The 17,672-nt window shown below is 48.8% G+C and carries 16 protein-coding genes; 15 read left to right on the plus strand and 1 reads right to left on the minus strand.

Annotation, left to right across the window (positions count from 1 at the left end; translation table 11 throughout):
- Positions 1-26: 26 nt before the first annotated feature.
- Together clpB and XMG59_RS07120 are read left to right on the plus strand one after the other, a co-directional pair.
- Complete coding sequence (clpB, locus tag XMG59_RS07115; protein ID WP_173498439.1) at positions 27-2,603, plus strand: ATP-dependent chaperone ClpB; 2,577 nt, start codon at positions 27-29, stop codon at positions 2,601-2,603.
- Positions 2,604-2,712: 109 nt separating this feature from the next.
- Positions 2,713-3,552 (plus strand): 23S rRNA (adenine(2030)-N(6))-methyltransferase RlmJ, encoded by an 840-nt coding sequence (locus XMG59_RS07120; protein ID WP_173481185.1) that lies wholly within the window; start codon positions 2,713-2,715, stop codon positions 3,550-3,552.
- Between the two features lie 25 nt (positions 3,553-3,577).
- Here the strand turns inward: XMG59_RS07120 and XMG59_RS07125 are convergent, their stop codons facing one another.
- The gene (locus tag XMG59_RS07125; RefSeq protein ID WP_173481184.1) at positions 3,578-3,847 is read right to left on the minus strand and encodes a hypothetical protein; all 270 of its coding nucleotides are present in this window, start codon (positions 3,845-3,847) and stop codon (positions 3,578-3,580) included.
- A gap of 419 nt (positions 3,848-4,266) precedes the next feature.
- Between XMG59_RS07125 and XMG59_RS07130 the strand changes: the two genes are divergently transcribed.
- The 13 genes from XMG59_RS07130 to XMG59_RS07190 all read left to right on the plus strand — a co-directional run bounded on the left by XMG59_RS07130 (position 4,267) and on the right by XMG59_RS07190 (position 17,288).
- Positions 4,267-5,982, plus strand: a complete 1,716-nt coding sequence (locus tag XMG59_RS07130; RefSeq protein WP_173482277.1) for an acetolactate synthase 3 large subunit — start codon at positions 4,267-4,269, stop codon at positions 5,980-5,982.
- A 3-nt stretch (positions 5,983-5,985) separates the two neighbouring features.
- Positions 5,986-6,477: an acetolactate synthase small subunit gene (ilvN, locus tag XMG59_RS07135; RefSeq protein ID WP_173482278.1), complete on the plus strand. Its 492-nt coding sequence runs from the start codon at positions 5,986-5,988 to the stop codon at positions 6,475-6,477.
- Between the two features lie 153 nt (positions 6,478-6,630).
- Positions 6,631-7,635 carry a BMP family protein gene (locus tag XMG59_RS07140; RefSeq protein ID WP_173482279.1) on the plus strand — a complete coding sequence of 335 codons (1,005 nt, stop codon included), beginning with the start codon at positions 6,631-6,633 and terminating at the stop codon, positions 7,633-7,635.
- Between the two features lie 20 nt (positions 7,636-7,655).
- The gene (locus tag XMG59_RS07145) at positions 7,656-9,242 is read left to right on the plus strand and encodes an ABC transporter ATP-binding protein (protein WP_371743735.1); all 1,587 of its coding nucleotides are present in this window, start codon (positions 7,656-7,658) and stop codon (positions 9,240-9,242) included.
- Positions 9,239-10,354 carry an ABC transporter permease gene (locus tag XMG59_RS07150; protein ID WP_173482280.1) on the plus strand — a complete coding sequence of 372 codons (1,116 nt, stop codon included), beginning with the start codon at positions 9,239-9,241 and terminating at the stop codon, positions 10,352-10,354. Before XMG59_RS07145 ends, XMG59_RS07150 begins: the two co-directional genes overlap by 4 nt.
- Positions 10,354-11,328 (plus strand): ABC transporter permease, encoded by a 975-nt coding sequence (locus XMG59_RS07155; protein ID WP_173483002.1) that lies wholly within the window; start codon positions 10,354-10,356, stop codon positions 11,326-11,328. Before XMG59_RS07150 ends, XMG59_RS07155 begins: the two co-directional genes overlap by 1 nt.
- 2 nt (positions 11,329-11,330) lie before the next feature.
- Entirely contained in the window at positions 11,331-12,290 is a 960-nt protein-coding gene (locus XMG59_RS07160; RefSeq protein ID WP_173482282.1) for a nucleoside hydrolase, read from the plus strand.
- Positions 12,291-12,294: 4 nt separating this feature from the next.
- Positions 12,295-13,140, plus strand: coding sequence for an isopenicillin N synthase family oxygenase (locus XMG59_RS07165; protein ID WP_173482283.1), 846 nt, complete (start codon positions 12,295-12,297; stop codon positions 13,138-13,140).
- 98 nt (positions 13,141-13,238) lie between these two features.
- Positions 13,239-14,102, plus strand: coding sequence for an A24 family peptidase (locus XMG59_RS07170; RefSeq protein WP_173482284.1), 864 nt, complete (start codon positions 13,239-13,241; stop codon positions 14,100-14,102).
- Positions 14,103-14,141: 39 nt separating this feature from the next.
- Positions 14,142-14,906, plus strand: coding sequence for a CDP-diacylglycerol--serine O-phosphatidyltransferase (gene pssA / locus XMG59_RS07175; protein WP_173482285.1), 765 nt, complete (start codon positions 14,142-14,144; stop codon positions 14,904-14,906).
- A 97-nt stretch (positions 14,907-15,003) separates the two neighbouring features.
- Entirely contained in the window at positions 15,004-15,996 is a 993-nt protein-coding gene (msrP, locus tag XMG59_RS07180; protein WP_173498440.1) for a protein-methionine-sulfoxide reductase catalytic subunit MsrP, read from the plus strand.
- Between the two features lie 56 nt (positions 15,997-16,052).
- On the plus strand, positions 16,053-16,595 hold the full coding sequence (locus XMG59_RS07185; protein ID WP_173498441.1) for a sulfite oxidase heme-binding subunit YedZ: 543 nt from the start codon (positions 16,053-16,055) through the stop codon (positions 16,593-16,595).
- 90 nt (positions 16,596-16,685) lie between these two features.
- Entirely contained in the window at positions 16,686-17,288 is a 603-nt protein-coding gene (locus XMG59_RS07190; RefSeq protein WP_173484385.1) for a Yip1 family protein, read from the plus strand.
- The last annotated feature ends 384 nt before the right edge of the window (positions 17,289-17,672 follow it).

The following is a 17,672-nucleotide window of genomic DNA, read 5'->3' on the forward strand; positions in this document are numbered from 1 at the left end:
GGAGGCCGCTATCAGTGGAGGCTAAGATGCGCCCAGATAAATTTACTTCAAAATTGCAGGAAGCACTGTCAGATGCTCAGTCATTGGCCGTCGGTAAGGATCATAATCAGATTGAACCTATCCACCTGCTCGCTGCGTTGATCGATCAGCGTGGTGGATCAATTCGTCCCCTGCTCAAGCAGGCTGGTGCGGAGCTGCCGCAGTTAACCCGTAAAGTGGGTGAGGCGCTTGAGCGACTGCCGGTGGTTAGTTCGCCCGATGGTGATATTCGCCTATCTCAAGATATGGCTCGTCTATTCAATCTAACCGACAAACTCGCTCAGCAGCGCGGCGATCAGTTCGTGGCGAGTGAGCTCGTCATACTGGCTATGCTGAGTGATAAAGGTGATGCCGGGAAAGTCTTGCAGGCTGCGGGTCTTACACAAGAGAAGCTGGTTGAAGCGATTAATGCGGTAAGGGGAGGCGAAGCGGTGATGGATCCTAATGCAGAAGAGAGCCGTCAAGCTCTGGATAAATACTGTGTTGATTTAACAGAGCGGGCAGAGAGCGGCAAGCTTGATCCGGTGATTGGGCGCGATGATGAGATTCGTCGCACCATTCAAGTGCTCCAGCGTCGCACGAAAAACAACCCTGTACTGATTGGTGAGCCGGGCGTAGGTAAAACCGCCATCGTTGAGGGCCTCGCGCAACGGATCATCAACGGAGAAGTGCCAGAGGGGCTGAAACATAAGCGAGTGCTGTCGCTCGATATGGGGGCCTTGATTGCCGGTGCAAAATTCCGTGGTGAATTTGAGGAGCGATTGAAGGCGGTCCTTAATGAGCTATCGAAGCAGGAAGGGCAAATCATTCTGTTTATCGATGAGCTTCACACCATGGTCGGTGCCGGTAAGGGCGACGGTGCGATGGATGCCGGTAACATGCTGAAGCCTGCATTAGCACGCGGTGAGCTGCACTGTGTGGGGGCAACCACTCTGGATGAGTATCGTCAGTATGTAGAGAAAGACGCAGCGCTTGAGCGTCGCTTCCAGAAGGTGATTGTTGATGAGCCGAGTGAAGAGGATACGATTGCGATTCTACGTGGTCTTAAAGAGCGCTACGAGGTACACCACGGCGTCGACATCACCGACTCTGCGATCATCGCGTCTGCAAAGCTGAGTCAACGCTACATCACCGATCGTCAACTGCCTGATAAAGCGATCGATCTGATCGATGAGGCGGCATCCCGTATCCGCATGGAGATGGACTCCAAACCGGAAGAGATGGACCGTCTGGAACGTCGTCTGATTCAGTTGAAGATGGAGCGCGAAGCGCTGAAAAAAGAGAAGGATTCAGCCGCTAAAAAACGCTTAGAAGAGCTCGAAGAGACCATCAGTGCTCTAGAGAAAGAGTACTCAGATCTAGAAGAGATCTGGAAGGCGGATAAAGCGGTACTGCAGGGTTCTCAGCAGATTAAAGAGCAGTTAGACCAGGCTCGTATCGAGATGGAGCAGGCACGTCGTGCAGGCGATCTGGCGAAAATGTCAGAGATCCAATACGGCAAGATTCCAGAGCTAGAGGCGCAGTTGCAAGCGGCCGATAGCGAAGATGAATCTGAGGCTCAAACGGAACTGTTACGCAATAAAGTCACCGAAGAGGAGGTGGCTGAAGTGGTCTCACGCTGGACCGGTATTCCAGTTAATAAAATGCTTGAGGGCGAGCGTGACAAACTGCTGCGTATGGAGCAAGAGCTGCACAAGCGAGTCGTCGGTCAGGGTGAGGCGGTTGAAGCCGTCTCTAATGCGGTACGCCGCTCAAGAGCGGGTCTGGCTGATCCGAATCGCCCGAACGGTAGCTTCCTATTTTTAGGCCCTACTGGTGTTGGTAAAACTGAGCTGTGTAAAGCGCTAGCCAGCTATCTGTTTGATACCGAAGAGGCGATGGTACGCATCGACATGTCAGAGTTCATGGAGAAGCATTCGGTTGCGCGATTGATTGGTGCGCCTCCAGGTTATGTGGGTTATGAAGAGGGCGGTTATCTAACCGAAGCGGTTCGTCGCAAGCCTTACTCAGTCCTACTGTTAGACGAGGTCGAAAAGGCGCATCCCGATGTCTTCAATATCCTGTTGCAGGTGTTAGAAGATGGTCGTTTGACTGATGGTCAGGGTCGTACCGTCGATTTCCGCAATACCATCGTGGTGATGACCTCGAACCTAGGCTCGGATCTGATCGCGGGTTACAGCGATGATCAGGATTATGAGCAGATGAAAGGGGCAGTCATGGAGGTGGTGGGTACCCACTTTAGACCAGAAGTGATCAACCGTATCGACGAAGTTGTCGTGTTCCATAGCTTGCGCAAAGAGCAGGTGGCAGGCATTGCAACCATTCAGTTGGAGCGTCTACGCAGACGTCTTGCTGAACATGAGCTGGGACTCACGCTGACATCCACGGCAATGGATAAGTTGGTGGAGGTCGGTTTTGAGCCAATTTATGGTGCAAGGCCACTCAAACGTGCGATTCAGCAGTGGATCGAAAACCCATTGGCGCAGCGTCTATTGGCAGGCGACTTCATGCCTGGAGCTGAAATTGCGGTCGATGTGGCGGACGGTGAATTCACCTTCCGCTAGCTCTATTAAAGTGCTAAATCGGGGTCTGGCCTTCAGTCAGACCCCGTTATTGTGAAAGCGCTATTTAAACCGCTATCATTGCGCTTCTACCAAATTTTGAGGCACCTCCTTGCTTAGCTATCAACACGGCTTTCACGCCGGAAACTTTGCCGATGTTCACAAACATCTCACCCTTCAACTTCTACTGAATGCGCTCAATAAAAAGGCGAAACCTTGGAGCTATTTAGAGACGCACTCGGGTCGTGGGTTATATGACCTCTCGTCAGAGCAGGCGCAGAAGACCGGTGAGTTTCGTGATGGGGTGGCCAAGCTGTGGGGGCAAAAACAGCCGGAAGCTGTTCAGCAGTACCTGTCAGCCATCGCTGAAGTGTCTCAATCTGATCAGCTTCTTCACTACCCTGGATCACCGACACTGACGGCCCTAAATGCACGTGAGGTGGATCAGATTCATCTAATGGAACTGCACCCACAAGAGGTTAAAGAGTTAAAGCGCAATATGCGCCTGTTTGCCAATGTTGGGGTGCACCACCGAGATGGCTATGAAGGGGTCTTATCACTACTCCCCCCTAAACCTAATCGAGGACTTCTATTGATCGACCCCGCTTATGAGGTGAAAGAGGAGTATCAACAGGTGGCGAGCTTTGTCGGAGAGGCAATGAAACGCTGGCCCAATGGTCAAATTGCTGTCTGGTATCCACTGCTGGCTGCTAACCGTCATGAGAATATGCTGAAGGCGATGGTTCGACAGCTGCCGGATGTTGGAGTGTTGGATTCACAGTTTGTCGTGGCAGAGCCCAGAGAGCGGGGTATGTTCGGATCTGGAATGTTGCTAATCAATCCCCCTTGGCAATTTGATCAGCAGTTGGAAGAGCTGCTACCGGGTGTGTTGGCTCAGCTCAACGCAGAAGCGCCAGAGATGACGCTTCGTTGGCTGAAACAGGCCCCTTAAGAGGTTAATTTAGAAAAGAGCTGGGCTAGTAAAGCGCCTGCTCATCTTTTACCACCTCAATCAGCAACTCAATGAATAGCTCATCGGCTTCGCTGCGCTCTAAACCAATGTGAACGCTGGTGGTGTCGTTGAGCTCATCAGCGATTAACTGAACTGCATTCTCTTGGCCCATATGCTTGCGCGCAATCTCTTTGGCGGTAGAACAAATTTCAGGCTCCATCAATACCTTTCGAGTAAAGCGAACCAGCTCTTCAATAACGCGATCTTTCTGTTTTACATCGGAAATCGAAACCATTGTTTTTCTCCCTATGACCTCCTTGAACTATAACTCGCACAATGGAGTCGCGCTAGCAGGAGGGCGGATTTTTGTGAAATTGTCGAAATCGTTGAAAAGTTGTTCTTTTTTTAGACAATTTAGCCGCCGCGACGGTTGAAGTTACTGCGCTGCAGTGCGAAAATTTAAAGCTTACTGTTATATGCAAATAACCCCGCGTATGGCAGACGTTTAAAAGGCTTACTAAGCATTACCCAGCTCAGGTCTAACGCTGCTGATAAAGAGATCCTTATTTCAGTAGTATCGAGTGCTTTTTGTGTTAGCGCACACCCGTATTGATAACGTTTTGGCGGACAATCCCGCTGGCGCTGCACCCACTCATTCATGAATCAGACAAAGACAGAGTGTTGAATAGACAACACAATATTGAGGGTAAAAAGGTGGAACTACTTTCAGGTGCGGAAATGGTCGTACGCGCGCTTCGTGATGAAGGCGTTAAGTACATCTACGGCTATCCTGGTGGCGCATTGCTACACGTTTACGATGCGATCTTCCAACAGGATGAAGTTGAGCACATTCTTGTTCGTCACGAACAGGCAGCAACACACATGGCGGATGCCTACGCTCGTGCAACCAACAAAGCCGGTGTTGCGCTAGTAACATCTGGTCCAGGTGCAACGAATGCGGTGACTGGTATCGCAACGGCTTATATGGATTCTATTCCAATGGTCGTGATTACTGGTCAGGTTATGAGCTACCTGATCGGTGAGGACGCATTCCAAGAGACGGATATGCTTGGCATCTCTCGTCCGATCGTTAAACACAGCTTCAGTGTGCAGCGCCCAGAGGATATCCCTTCTATTATTAAGAAGGCATTCCACATCGCACAGAGCGGTCGTCCGGGTCCAGTGGTTGTAGATATCCCTAAAGATATGACGACGCCAACTGAGCGTTACCCATACGACTACCCAGCAAATGTGAAAATGCGCTCTTACGGCCCTATCAGCCGTGGCCACAGTGGTCAGATCAAGAAAGCCGTTGATATGTTGCTAGCGGCTAAGCGTCCTGTGATCTACACCGGTGGTGGTGTCATCATGGGTGACGCAAGCGAAGAGCTGGTTAAACTGGCACAAGAGCTTAACTACCCAGTGACTAATACCCTAATGGGTCTTGGCGGCTACCCAGGTACTGATCGTCAATCATTGGGCATGCTGGGTATGCACGGTAGTTACGAAGCCAACATGGCAATGCACCACTCAGACTTCATTCTGGCGGTGGGTGCGCGATTCGATGACCGCGTTACCAACGGCACTGATAAGTTCTGTCCTACGGCGCGCATTGCACACATCGATATCGATCCTGCATCGATCTCTAAAACGATCGATGTGGATGTGCCGATTGTAGGTCCTGCTAAAGCGGTTCTTAAAGAGATGCTTGAGTTGGTGGCTGAAGCGAAGACTCAGCCAGATGCTGAAGCGATCGCAAACTGGTGGAAACAGATCGATGAGTGGCGTCAACGCCACGGTGGCCGTTTTGAGCTAGGCGACAAGATGAAGCCTCAGCAGGTTATCGAGATGCTCTCTAAAGTGACTAACGGCGATGCGTTCGTCTGTTCTGACGTTGGTCAGCACCAGATGTTTGCGGCTCAGTACTACAAGTTCAACAAGCCAAATCGTTGGATTAACTCTGGCGGCCTAGGCACCATGGGCTTTGGTCTGCCGGCTGCGATGGGGGTTAAGTTGAACTTCCCTGACGCTGACGTTGCCTGTGTTACCGGTGAAGGCTCTATTCAGATGAATATCCAAGAGCTATCGACCTGTAAACAGTACGATCTGCCAGTTAAGATCATCAACCTTAATAACCAATCATTGGGTATGGTTCGCCAGTGGCAAGATATGAACTATGAGTCACGTCACTCGCAGTCTTACATGAAGTCACTACCAGACTTTATCAAGCTGGTTGAATCCTACGGTCACGTCGGTATGAAGGTGGAGCGTTACGAAGATCTAGAAGGTGCAATGCGTGAAGCGTTCGCAATGAAAGATCGTCTAGTCTTCATGGACATCTATGTAGATCCATTTGAGCACGTCTACCCAATGCAGGTTCCGCGTGGCTCTATGCGTGATATGTGGTTGAACAAAACGGAGAGGACTTAAACGATGCGTCATATCATTTCAGTTCTCCTAGAGAACGAACCCGGTGCACTGTCACGTGTTGTTGGCCTATTCTCACAGCGCAACTACAACATTGAATCGCTTACAGTAGCCCCAACTGAAGATCCAACACTGTCTCGTTTGACAGTGACAACGATCGGTAACGACCGTGTTGTTGAGCAGATCACTAAGCAGTTGAACAAGCTAATCGATGTCGTGAAGGTTGTTGATCTATCGGAAGGCGACCATATCGAACGTGAAGTTATGATGATCAAGCTGAAAGCAAACGGTCAGATGCGTGCAGAGATTAAGCGTACTGCAGATATCTTCCGCGGCCACATCATCGATGTGACGCCGAATACTTACACTGTTCAGTTGATTGGTGATTCGGCTAAGCTGGATGCCTTTATTGCAGCCTTAGGTACCGCATCGATTCTTGAAGTGGTTCGCTCGGGCGTATCCGGTATTGCTCGCGGCGAGAAAGTATTGAGCGTTTAACGCATTTCATACTTCGAAAATCCCGGCTTTTGCTGGGATTTTTTTTGTCTAAAAATAGACTTGTTTGCCTCTCTGTTTAGGGATAAGGTTGACTGATCGGTCCAGATTTCTGATGACCAATCAAACTTCGATCACAAATAAGGAACACCAATAATGAAACGTGTAGTTTTGAAAACACTCGCTCTTTCAGTAGCGGTAGCTTCAGCATCGGCTCAAGCGGCAGACCTAAATCCAGCTGTTGTTTTTGACATGGGTGGTAAGTTCGATAAATCGTTTAACCAGTCTGTTTATAACGGCATGGAGCGATTTAAAGAGGAGAGCGGTGTTAACTACCGTGAGTTCGAGGTGACTAATGCATCACAGCGTGAACAGGCGATCCGTCGTTTTGCGCAGCGTGGTGCTAACCCAATCATCAGCGTTGGCTTCGCCCAAGCTGCGGCCGTTGATAAAGTGGCCGGTGAGTTCCCAGATGCACGCATCACTCTGATCGATATGGTGGTTGATAAGCCAAACGTTCAGTCAGTTGTCTTCAATGAGCACGAGGGTTCATTCCTTGTCGGTATGCTTGCGGCAATGAAATCAGAAACAGGGACTGTCAGCTTTGTCGGTGGCATGGACATTCCACTGATTCGTAAGTTTGAGTGTGGTTATGCTCAGGGTGCTCAGTACGTTAACAAAGATATCAACGTGATCCGTAACATGACCGGTACGACGCCAAGCGCTTGGAATGACCCAGCAAAAGGTGCTGAGCTAGCTGTCAGCCAATTCGACCGTGGTTCTGATGTTGTTTACGCAGCAGCGGGCGGAACAGGTGTTGGTGTCTACCAAGCCGCGGCTGACTCTGGCAAATACGCGATTGGTGTCGACTCTAACCAGAACTACCTACAGCCAGGAACGATGCTAACCTCCATGGTCAAGCGTGTTGATGTAGCAGCGTATAACTCGCTTAAAGCGATGCAAGATGGTACTTGGCAAGCGGGTTTCCAAGCGCTTGGTCTAGCGCAGGGTGGTGTCGATTGGGCGCTTGATGAGCACAACGAAGCTCTGATCACCGCTGAGATGAAATCGGCCGTTGAAGCTGCGAAAAAAGCGATCATCGCGGGTGAAATCAAAGTTCACGACTACATGAGCGACAACAGCTGTCCAGCACTCGACTAAGATAGAGGTCTAACCGAGTGGTGACACAACCTATACAGGATCCCAATCGGGATCCTGTTTCTTATTCAATTCAGTTAGCGAAGATCAATAAACACTTCGGTGCCGTCAAAGCCAATGTCGACGTTGATCTGAATGTCGTCAAAGGTGAGATACACGCCATCGTTGGTGAAAACGGTGCCGGAAAGTCGACACTGATGAGTATCCTCTATGGGTTTTACGAGGCCGATAGTGGTTCTATCTATGTGGATGGCAAAGTGGTCAGTATCACTGACTCTAAACGCGCTATCGAGCTAGGGATTGGCATGGTCCATCAACACTTCATGTTGGTGGATAATTTCACGGTACTTGAGAATATCGTGCTGGGCGCTGAGGGTAGCTGGTCTTTAACGCATTCACTCGCTAAAGCACGTAAAAAACTGCAAGAGATCTCAGACCGTTATGGGTTGTATGTTGATCTGGATGCGGTGGTTTCACACCTACCGGTCGGTTTGCAGCAGCGTGTAGAGATTCTTAAAGCGCTCTATCGTGACGCCAAAATTCTGATTCTGGATGAGCCTACCGGTGTTTTAACCCCTCAAGAGGTGGACCAACTCTTTGCGATTTTAAAAACACTTAAATCACAGGGCGTCAGCGTTCTACTGATCACCCATAAGCTGCAAGAGGTGATTGCGATCAGTGATCAGGTCTCTGTTATGCGAGCTGGGGCCATGGTGGCGACCGTAAACACGGCGGAGACCAGTCGTGAAGCACTCGCTGAGCTTATGGTCGGCCGTAAGGTTCTGTTACGGGTAGATAAACAAGAAGCAAACCCGGGCGCAGCGCTTCTTAAAGTAGATTCGCTAACCTGGCGTGATGACACCAATGTGCCTCGTTTGGACGATGTCTCGTTCAGGGTGAGTGCGGGTGAAATTGTTGGTGTTGCTGGTGTATCTGGCAATGGTCAAACAGAACTTCTAGGTCTGTTGTCGGGCATGCTCGATGTGCAGCAGGGGCAGATTAATATTGAAGGGGTCTGCATTGATGCTCAGCATCAAATGACACCTAAACAGATTCGTCACCTCGGTGTCGGACATGTGGCAGAGGATCGGCACCGTGATGGTATGGTGGGTGCGTTTAGTGCAGAAGAGACGGCCATCATGGGCTTTCAAGATGAGCCGGAGTTTAATGGCTCGATTCTGCAAAATCGCTCCGCCATCACTGAGCACTGTCAGGAACTGATGAGTACCTTTGATGTTCGTCCAGTGGATCCTAATCTTAAATCGGCCAGTTTCTCTGGCGGTAATCAGCAAAAACTCTGTATCGCACGTGAGATGAACGCCGCACCTAAGGTGTTACTGGTGGGACAACCGACACGTGGCGTCGATATCGGTGCGATCGAGTTTATACATCAGCAGATTGTTGCGCTGCGTGATCAAGGAAGTGCTGTGTTAGTCGTCTCTGTAGAGTTAGAAGAGATCCTGTCGTTGTGTGATCGAGTGCTGGTGATGTCAGAAGGGCGCATCGTGGGTAATGTGTTGGCTTCAGAAACCGATGCGCGCTCGTTAGGGTTAATGATGTCCAGCTCAAGAAGCGGTGATCAAATGGATCAGCAGGGGGGGCAATCATGAGTCGTCGTGCAAAGCTCCCTGCTTGGGCAGACATTGGACTAATTCCGTTAATCAATGTCTTGTTGGCGTTTTTGTCAGCCGGTGTTGTGGTGGCTCTGATTGGTGAAAGCCCATTAGAGGCGGTGCAAGTGCTTATTCGTGGCGCCTTTGGCTATGACGAAGGGGTTGGCTATACGCTCTACTACACAACCAACTTTATCTTTACCGGTTTGGCGGTGGCCGTCGCATTCCATGCGGGGCTATTCAATATCGGCGGTGAAGGACAGGCCTACATTGGCGGTTTAGGTGTGGGGCTGATCTGTCTCGCCTTAGATCATCTTCTGCCATGGTGGGCTCTGCTACCTCTGGCTATTATTGCTGGATCGTTATTTGGTGCTGCTTGGGCGTTTATACCCGGCTATTTGCAAGCTTATCGCGGCAGTCATGTGGTGATTACCACCATTATGTTCAACTTCATTGCGTCTGCATTGATGGTCTATCTATTGGTGAATGTGCTGATTCAACCGGGTTCGATGTCACCAGAGACACGAGCGATTGCTCCCGAATCGACACTGCCGCTGATGCATGAGTTCTTTGCGTTTTTTGGGATCAAGATTACTCAAACGCCGCTTAATCTGTCTCTTTTTGTTGCACTATTGGCTTGTCTGTTTGTCTGGGTGCTTATTTGGAAAACTCGTTGGGGCTATGCCATTCGCATGATCGGTTTCAATGAGTCAGCTGCGGTCTATAGCGGAATCAATCCAAAACGAATGGTCGTCATTGCGATGATGATTTCAGGCTCTTTGGCCGGATTGGTCGCAATCAATGAGGTGATGGGGGCACAAGAGCGTGTCGGTTTAGACTTCGTCTCTGGTGCTGGGTTTACTGGCATCGCTGTCGCCTTGATGGGGCGCAATCACCCATTGGGTATTATCATTGCTAGCCTGCTGTTTGGCGCGCTATTTCAGGGTGGGGCAGAGTTGGCGTTTGAGTTTTCAACCATCACACGTGATCTTGTTGTGGTGATTCAAGGCTTGGTCATTCTGTTCTGCGGTGCTCTGGCCTACATGATGCGTGGACCGCTGGAACGACTCTTTGCATTGGTTTCCCGCTCAAGTCAGGAGGAGCGATAATGGAGTTTTCTGTTCAGTTAATCTCTGCATTAGATTCCACACTTCGTCTGGCGGCACCGTTAATTTTATGTGCCATGGCGGGTCTCTTTTCAGAGCGCTCGGGTATTGTAGATATCGGCTTAGAGGGCAAGATGCTAGCGGGTGCCTTTGCGGCGGCGGCAATGACGGCTGTAACGGGTTCGGTATGGTTAGGTCTGCTTGCTGCCATATTGGTCTCAATTATGATGGCGTTACTGCATGGTTTTGCCTGTATCACTCACCGAGGTGATCAGGTCGTCAGTGGTTTGGCTATCAATATCTTAGCGGCAGGTTTGACTGTTGTGTTGGGTATTGCCTGGTTCCGTCGCGGTGGGCAGACACCCTCTCTAACTTCAGAAGAGCGCTTTGGCCCTCTAACCTGGCCGTTGAGTGAGTGGTTGTCGGATGTTCCGCTACTAGGGCCCATCTATACAGAGCTACTCAGTGGACACAATCTATTGGTCTATGTCGCTTTGATGGCGGTACCGATGACGGCTTGGATCGTTTTTAAAACTCGTTTTGGGTTAAGGCTTCGTGCAGTCGGTGAGAATCCGCAGGCGGTTGATACCGCCGGGATTTCAGTCGCTTGGTTGCGTTACCGTGCCGTCATTATGGCGGGTCTGCTCTGTGGTTTAGCAGGTGCTTACCTCTCTATCGCGTTGGGTGCAGGTTTCATTAAAGATATGTCGGCCGGTAAGGGGTACATCGCACTGGCCGCACTTATTTTTGGTAAGTGGCGTCCATTCCCCGCACTCTTCGCTTGTCTTCTATTTGGCTTCTTAGAGGCCGTTGCAACCCGCATGCAGGGGGTTCAACTGCCCGTTGTTGGCGAAATTGATGTACAGCTGATGCAGGCACTTCCTTATATTCTTACCGTTATTCTGTTGGCGGGTTTCATTGGTCGGGCGATCGCACCTAAAGCGATTGGTACCCCTTACAGTAAAGATCGAGCATAACAATGGCACAGCACAAGATTATTTTAGACACAGACCCTGGTATCGATGATGCGATGGCGATTTTTACCGCGATGGCACACCCTGATATTGAGCTGTTGGGCCTTACAACAACCTTTGGCAATGTCTCTGTTGATCAGGCTACTCAAAATGCCCTTACGCTGGTTGAGATGGCCGGCTCTGAAACGCCCGTTGCACAGGGTGTTGCGACGCCGATGATCAAGCCTCTAGCGGAATTTCCAGACTTTGTTCATGGAGTCGATGGGTTTGGTAATCTCAATTTAGCACCCCCTAAGAGAACATCGCTCCCTCAATCGGCGGCTGAATTCATTGTCGATCAAGCGAATCAGAACCCGGGTGAGATCGTTATCGTTGCGATTGGTCCTTTGGGTAACTTAGCTCAGGCGCTGCAGCTGGACCCTGAATTACCTAGCAAGATTAAGCAGGTTGTTATTATGGGTGGCGTGATTGCGAGTGATGGGAATGTCTCTCCGGTAGCTGAGGCTAATATTCTCTCTGATCCGCACGCTGCCGATAAAGTGATGGCTGCGGCTTGGCCTTTGGTCATGGTAGGGCTCGATGTAACTCATCAGATTATGTTGCCTCGATCACTGTTTGATCGTATTGCTAAAGAGAACGCCAAGGTGGGTTCATTTATGCAGAGTGCGGCTAAATTCTACATCGACTTTTACTCTAGCGTGCGGAATATTGATGGCTGCTATTCGCATGACGTTTCGGCCCTCGCTTATGTTGTGCATCCTGAGTTATTTGAAACGGTTTCAGGCCCAATCTGTGTTGCGACAGAAGGCGTTGCTATGGGTCAAACCATCATGAGTCGATTTGGCATACCCTATATGCTGGATTATTGGAAAGATCGTCCTGATCAGATGGCCTGCATGGGTGTTGACGATGCTGGCGTGGTCGATTTTTTCGAAACAGCAATGACAAACAGTTACTGGAGCTAGTGGTATGTCGAATTTTTTAGAAGCGGTCGATTATCAATCGGAAGGTGCCAGCGAGGCGTTTGTGAAATCGCTGCATGAGACCGGCTTCGGCGTCCTCAAAAATCACCCTATTGCCGAAGCGCAGGTTCGAGCCATTTATGACCATTGGCAGGCCTTTTTTAATAGCGATCGCAAATCTGACTTTGACTATAACGTTGGTACTCAGGATGGCTTTTTCTCCAGCAAAATTTCTGAAGTGGCGAAAGATCATACAGTTAAAGACATCAAAGAGTATTTTCACTACTACCCCTGGGGGCAGTGCCCTGAAGATTTGCGGGAGGAGTTACAGGCTTACTATTCTCAAACCAGCTCATTAGCCTCTGAGTTGCTAGGCTGGGTCGAAGAGTTTAGCCCTGAAGAGGTGAAAGCAGGCTACCGTGAGCCACTACCCAACATGATCAATGGCAGTGAGCAGACGCTGCTCCGTGTGCTTCACTACCCTCCCTTTGATGGTAATGAAGAACCAGGTGCTATCCGTGCGGCCGCACACGGTGACATAAACCTGCTAACGATTTTGCCGGCGGCCAGTGAGCCAGGTTTGCAGGTTCTCAGCAAAACAGGTGAGTGGCTTGATGTACCGGCTGAGTTTGGTAATTTGATCGTGAACATAGGCGATATGCTGCAAGAGGCATCGGCAGGTTATTTCCCGTCGACCATACATCGAGTGATCAACCCTGTTGGTGGCGCAACCAAAAAATCGCGCATCTCACTGCCGTTGTTTCTTCACCCTAGACCAGATGTGGTTCTATCGGATCGATACACAGCGGATAGCTATTTAAAAGAGCGGCTCAAAGAGTTGGGCGTTATCTGATCCTAAACCCGGCAATGTTCGGGTTTTTTTAGCGCAAAAATATCTGGAATATTCTTTGCATGCTAGGATAACTGGATGATCAATTATAAGGCGATGCAATGAGCGCTTATCTATCGACCCTAGAGTCGATCTATCTCCCTGCAGTGGTTATGTTTTCTCTATTGGTTGGCAGCTTTCTGAATGTTGTGATTCATCGCCTGCCGATTATGATGATGAATAGCTGGCGCCGTGAAGCCGCTGAATTCTTGGATCAGCAGGAGATAAGCGATGATCAACCTATCTCATTGTCTCAGCCACGCTCACGCTGCCCTCAATGCGGACATGCAATACGCTGGTATGAAAACATCCCAATCCTCTCCTATCTGTTAATTTTGAAAGGGCGCTGTTCAGGATGTGCCAGTTCGATCTCTATGCGTTACCCAATGATCGAAGGGTTGACGGCTGTAGTGGGTCTCACTATTGCGCTCTATTTTGGCTTTACTCTTCAGATGTTGGTGATGCTGTTCGTCAGTTACTCTCTGATTGTCTTGATCTTTATCGATGCAGATCATCAGCTGTTGCCCGATCAGATCACCTTGCCCCTTCTTTGGGCGGGTCTACTGGTTAATCTGGTATTTGGCTGGGTCCCGTTGGACTCTGCAGTGACTGGTGCGATGCTTGGCTATCTGGTTCTTTGGCTGGTGTTCTGGCTGTTTAAGTTGGTAACAGGTAAGGAGGGTATGGGCTACGGCGACTTTAAGTTGCTGTCGGCTCTTGGGGCTTGGGGTGGCTATGCGATCCTTCCCGGAATTATTCTGATCTCATCCGTTGCGGGTGTTATCTATGCACTTGTCGGCGCGTTGTTTGGTCGTCAGGATCTCACTAAACCCATGCCGTTTGGCCCATTTTTAGCCTTAGCTGGATGGCTGATGTTGATTTGGGGTGATCAAATTAATCAATGGTATCTGTCGCTTCTTCTATAGATTCGTTAGACTTGCAGCATATTTTTTAAGGGCTTAAACATGACTGACCAGATTGACCCAGAGACGTCTGACGCGACCAGTGAAGATAGCGTAAAGCGACCTCGTGGTATCTATTTGTTACCAAACCTATTTACGACGGGAGCACTGTTCTCAGGTTTCTATGCTGTCATTTCGGGCATGAACGGTCATTTCACTGCAGCGGCAGTCGCCATTTTTGTTGCTATGATTTTTGATGGTTTAGATGGTCGTGTGGCTCGAATGACAAACACACAATCTAAGTTTGGCGCTGAATACGATTCGCTGTCAGATATGGTCTCTTTCGGTGTGGCTCCCGCTCTGGTTAGTTTTACTTGGGTATTACAGAGCTTAGGAAAGTTTGGCTGGGTGGCTGCCTTTATCTACTGCGCCTGTGCTGCACTTCGTTTGGCACGATTTAATACTCAGATTGGCTCTTTGGATAAACGCTACTTTATGGGGCTGCCGAGCCCAGCGGCGGCGGCAACCATTGCTGGATTGATCTGGTTTATGACTGAAAAGGGGATAGACCCAGCCCCATTTGCTTGGTTGATCGCACTCTATGTGGCGCTCATTGGTCTCTCTATGGTGAGTAATGTTCTCTACAACAGCGGTAAAGAGATCAACTTAAAAGGGAAGATCACCTTTGTAAAAATGATTGTGATCGTACTGGTTGTCGCCTTTCTAGCGACAGATCCTGATCTCTACCTGTGGCTTATCTTTCTTGCTTACACTGTATCAGGCCCTATTCAATGGCTGCTCAGAAGTAGAAAACGACAAGCAGAGTAATACATCATTAGAAAGCCACCTTCGGGTGGTTTTTTATTTGTAAGGCATTTGTCAGCTTAGCGACTAATATTAGAGGTATAGCGATAGGAGATTAATTATGTTGATCGGTAAGCCTTCCAAAATTCTAAGCAGTGAAATCACATCTGAATCGGTCTATTTGTCTAGACGTTCGCTATTGAAAGGACTGGGTTTGGTCGCAGGTGCTGCTTCGATGCCTAGCTATGCGCTGACACAACCCAAGAGTTCCGATCTGCCACTCTATCCTGGTCCTGACTGGTTAAGACCGAAGCTCGAAAGCGCAAAGACAACTTGGAGCGTCGATGAAGAGTTAACGCCTTACGATTCGGTCATTACCTACAACAACTTCTACGAGTTCGGCCTCAATAAAGAGGATCCGTATGAGAGAGCTCAGAATTTTAAGACAGACCCCTGGCAGGTTGAGATAGTGGGTGAGGTAGAGCGCCCGGGTATCTATAACCTGGAGGATCTTCTTGCAAAAGTGGACATAGAAGATAGGATCTACCGCTTTCGATGCGTAGAGGCATGGTCGATGGTCATTCCTTGGCTCGGTTTCTCTCTGGCTTCACTGATAAAGCAGTTGAATCCAACTTCAAACGCTAAATACGTTGAGTTTGTCACGCTTGAAGACCCAGAGCAGATGCCGGGTCAGCGTTCACTCTTCAGTACCATCGATTGGCCATACAGAGAAGGGTTAAGAATAGATGAGGCAATGCATCCACTGACGTTGTTAGCGGTCGGTGTTTATGGTCAAGCGATGCCTCCACAGAATGGCGCGCCGCTTAGGTTGGTAGTGCCTTGGAAATATGGCTTCAAAAGTATTAAGTCTATCGTGCAGATTCGATTCAGGGAGACCATGCCGCAAAATACTTGGCGCTTAACGGCTTCTCAGGAGTATGGCTTTTATGCCAACGTCAATCCGAATGTAGATCACCCTAGATGGTCGCAAGCGACAGAGAGAAGGCTACCATCATCACTGTTTAATCCGAGAATCATAGAGACTCAAATGTTTAACGGCTATGAAGAGGTCGCACCTCTCTATGCTGGGATGGATCTCTCTAAATGGTATTAACCAGCAGGGGCTTATCTAGACGGCTCATCTGGATAGCACTTTTTACGTCGTTGGCCTTGCCATTGATATGGCTGGTCTACTTGGCCTATAGCAATCAGTTGGGAGCTGATCCAGCGAAAGAGCTTGTCGATGAATTAGGGCAGTGGGCAATTCGGTTTTTGATCCTGACACTCTGTGCATCAACCTTCAGTCGGCGTTTGAATATAAAGTTTTTGCTGCAACATCGGAGAATGGTGGGGCTGTATGCACTCTTTTATGCGGTGCTCCATCTTTTGGCGGTATCGACCTTTATTCTTGGCTGGCGTGTTGATCTGCTGATTAGAGAGTTAACGGATAGGCCCTATATTATGTTGGGTATGGCTGGGCTTTTGTTGCTCATCCCTTTGGGAATTACATCCACAAAAGGGTGGCAGAAAAAATTGGGTCGTAAATGGACAACGCTTCATAAATTGATCTACCCAGCAGCTATGCTAGCGCTGTTACACCTGGTACTACTAATAAGGGCAAGCATTTTAGAGGCGATGATCTATACGCTTTTAATATCTCTACTTTTAATAGAACGATTGTTTAGAAAAAGAAAACCTAAAAAGAGAGAGTGAACTAACACATAAATCCCAGACGTATCCTATATTGAATGTGTTGAATCAATAAAAACAAACTCAAAGTTCAGCTTTGAAAGGAGTGTAACAATGATTCTGCAGCATCTTTCGGGTGTGTTCTATCACCCAGTAAAAGAGTGGAAGTCAATTGATAAAGACTCTTCACTAACACTAAACAATGTCATTATTCAGCTGGTACTGCTGGCACTTATACCACCTATATCGTTATTCATAGGAACTACCCAGGTGGGATGGAGTGTCTCCTATGGTGAATATCACCTGTTGGCGAGCGAATCCGCCTTTGGAGCCGCGGTAGCATTTTACATTGCTATATTAGGCGTCATCACCGGGTTGACCTACAGCATACGTTGGATGGAGAAAACCTATGGTGCCAACGCGGGTGTTGATGAGTGTGCGCGTTTAGCGCTATACACTGCAACGCCGATGTTGCTGGCAGGGCTCATTGGCCTCTATCCAATGCTGTGGCTCTGCGTGAGTGTCGGAATGTTAGCGGTAGCTTTTAGTGTCTATCTGCTCTACACAGGAGTACCCGTCATAATGCATATTGAAGAGGAGAGAGCGTTTATGTTCTCTACATCAATATTGACGGTTGGTCTTGTAGCGCTTGTCACCATTATGGCTGCGAGCGTTATTCTGTGGAGTACAGTCGTACCGCTGACCATATTAAGTTAAATTTATTTCCCTCAAGGGTTGACGCTCTGTTCAACCTAAGTATAATTCGCGCTCTCGATTACGGAGTCACACCTGATTACAGGTTGATCAGTAACCGAGAGGTGCGAATTAACTGTTTGTTTTTTAAGCAAATAATTGAAAGTTTTTGACGCATAAGACAGTTTTTAATTTTTAAAAAAATATTAAAAACTTGTTGACATGTGATGATGCAATCAATAATATACGCACCTCGCTTGAGGCGAGTACTCAAGCAGCCACCAAGAGATCGGTGGCACGCTCTTTAACAATTAATCAGGTAATGCGTGTGGGCGCTTGTTGAGGTTGAGCACAAAAGCTTAACAAGACAAGCAACCTATATGTGAATTCATTTAGCGTAATGTTTTT

It is taken from the genome of Marinobacterium sp. xm-g-59 (assembly GCF_013283315.1).
In the GTDB taxonomy this organism is placed as follows: Bacteria; Pseudomonadota; Gammaproteobacteria; order Pseudomonadales; family Balneatricaceae; genus Marinobacterium_E.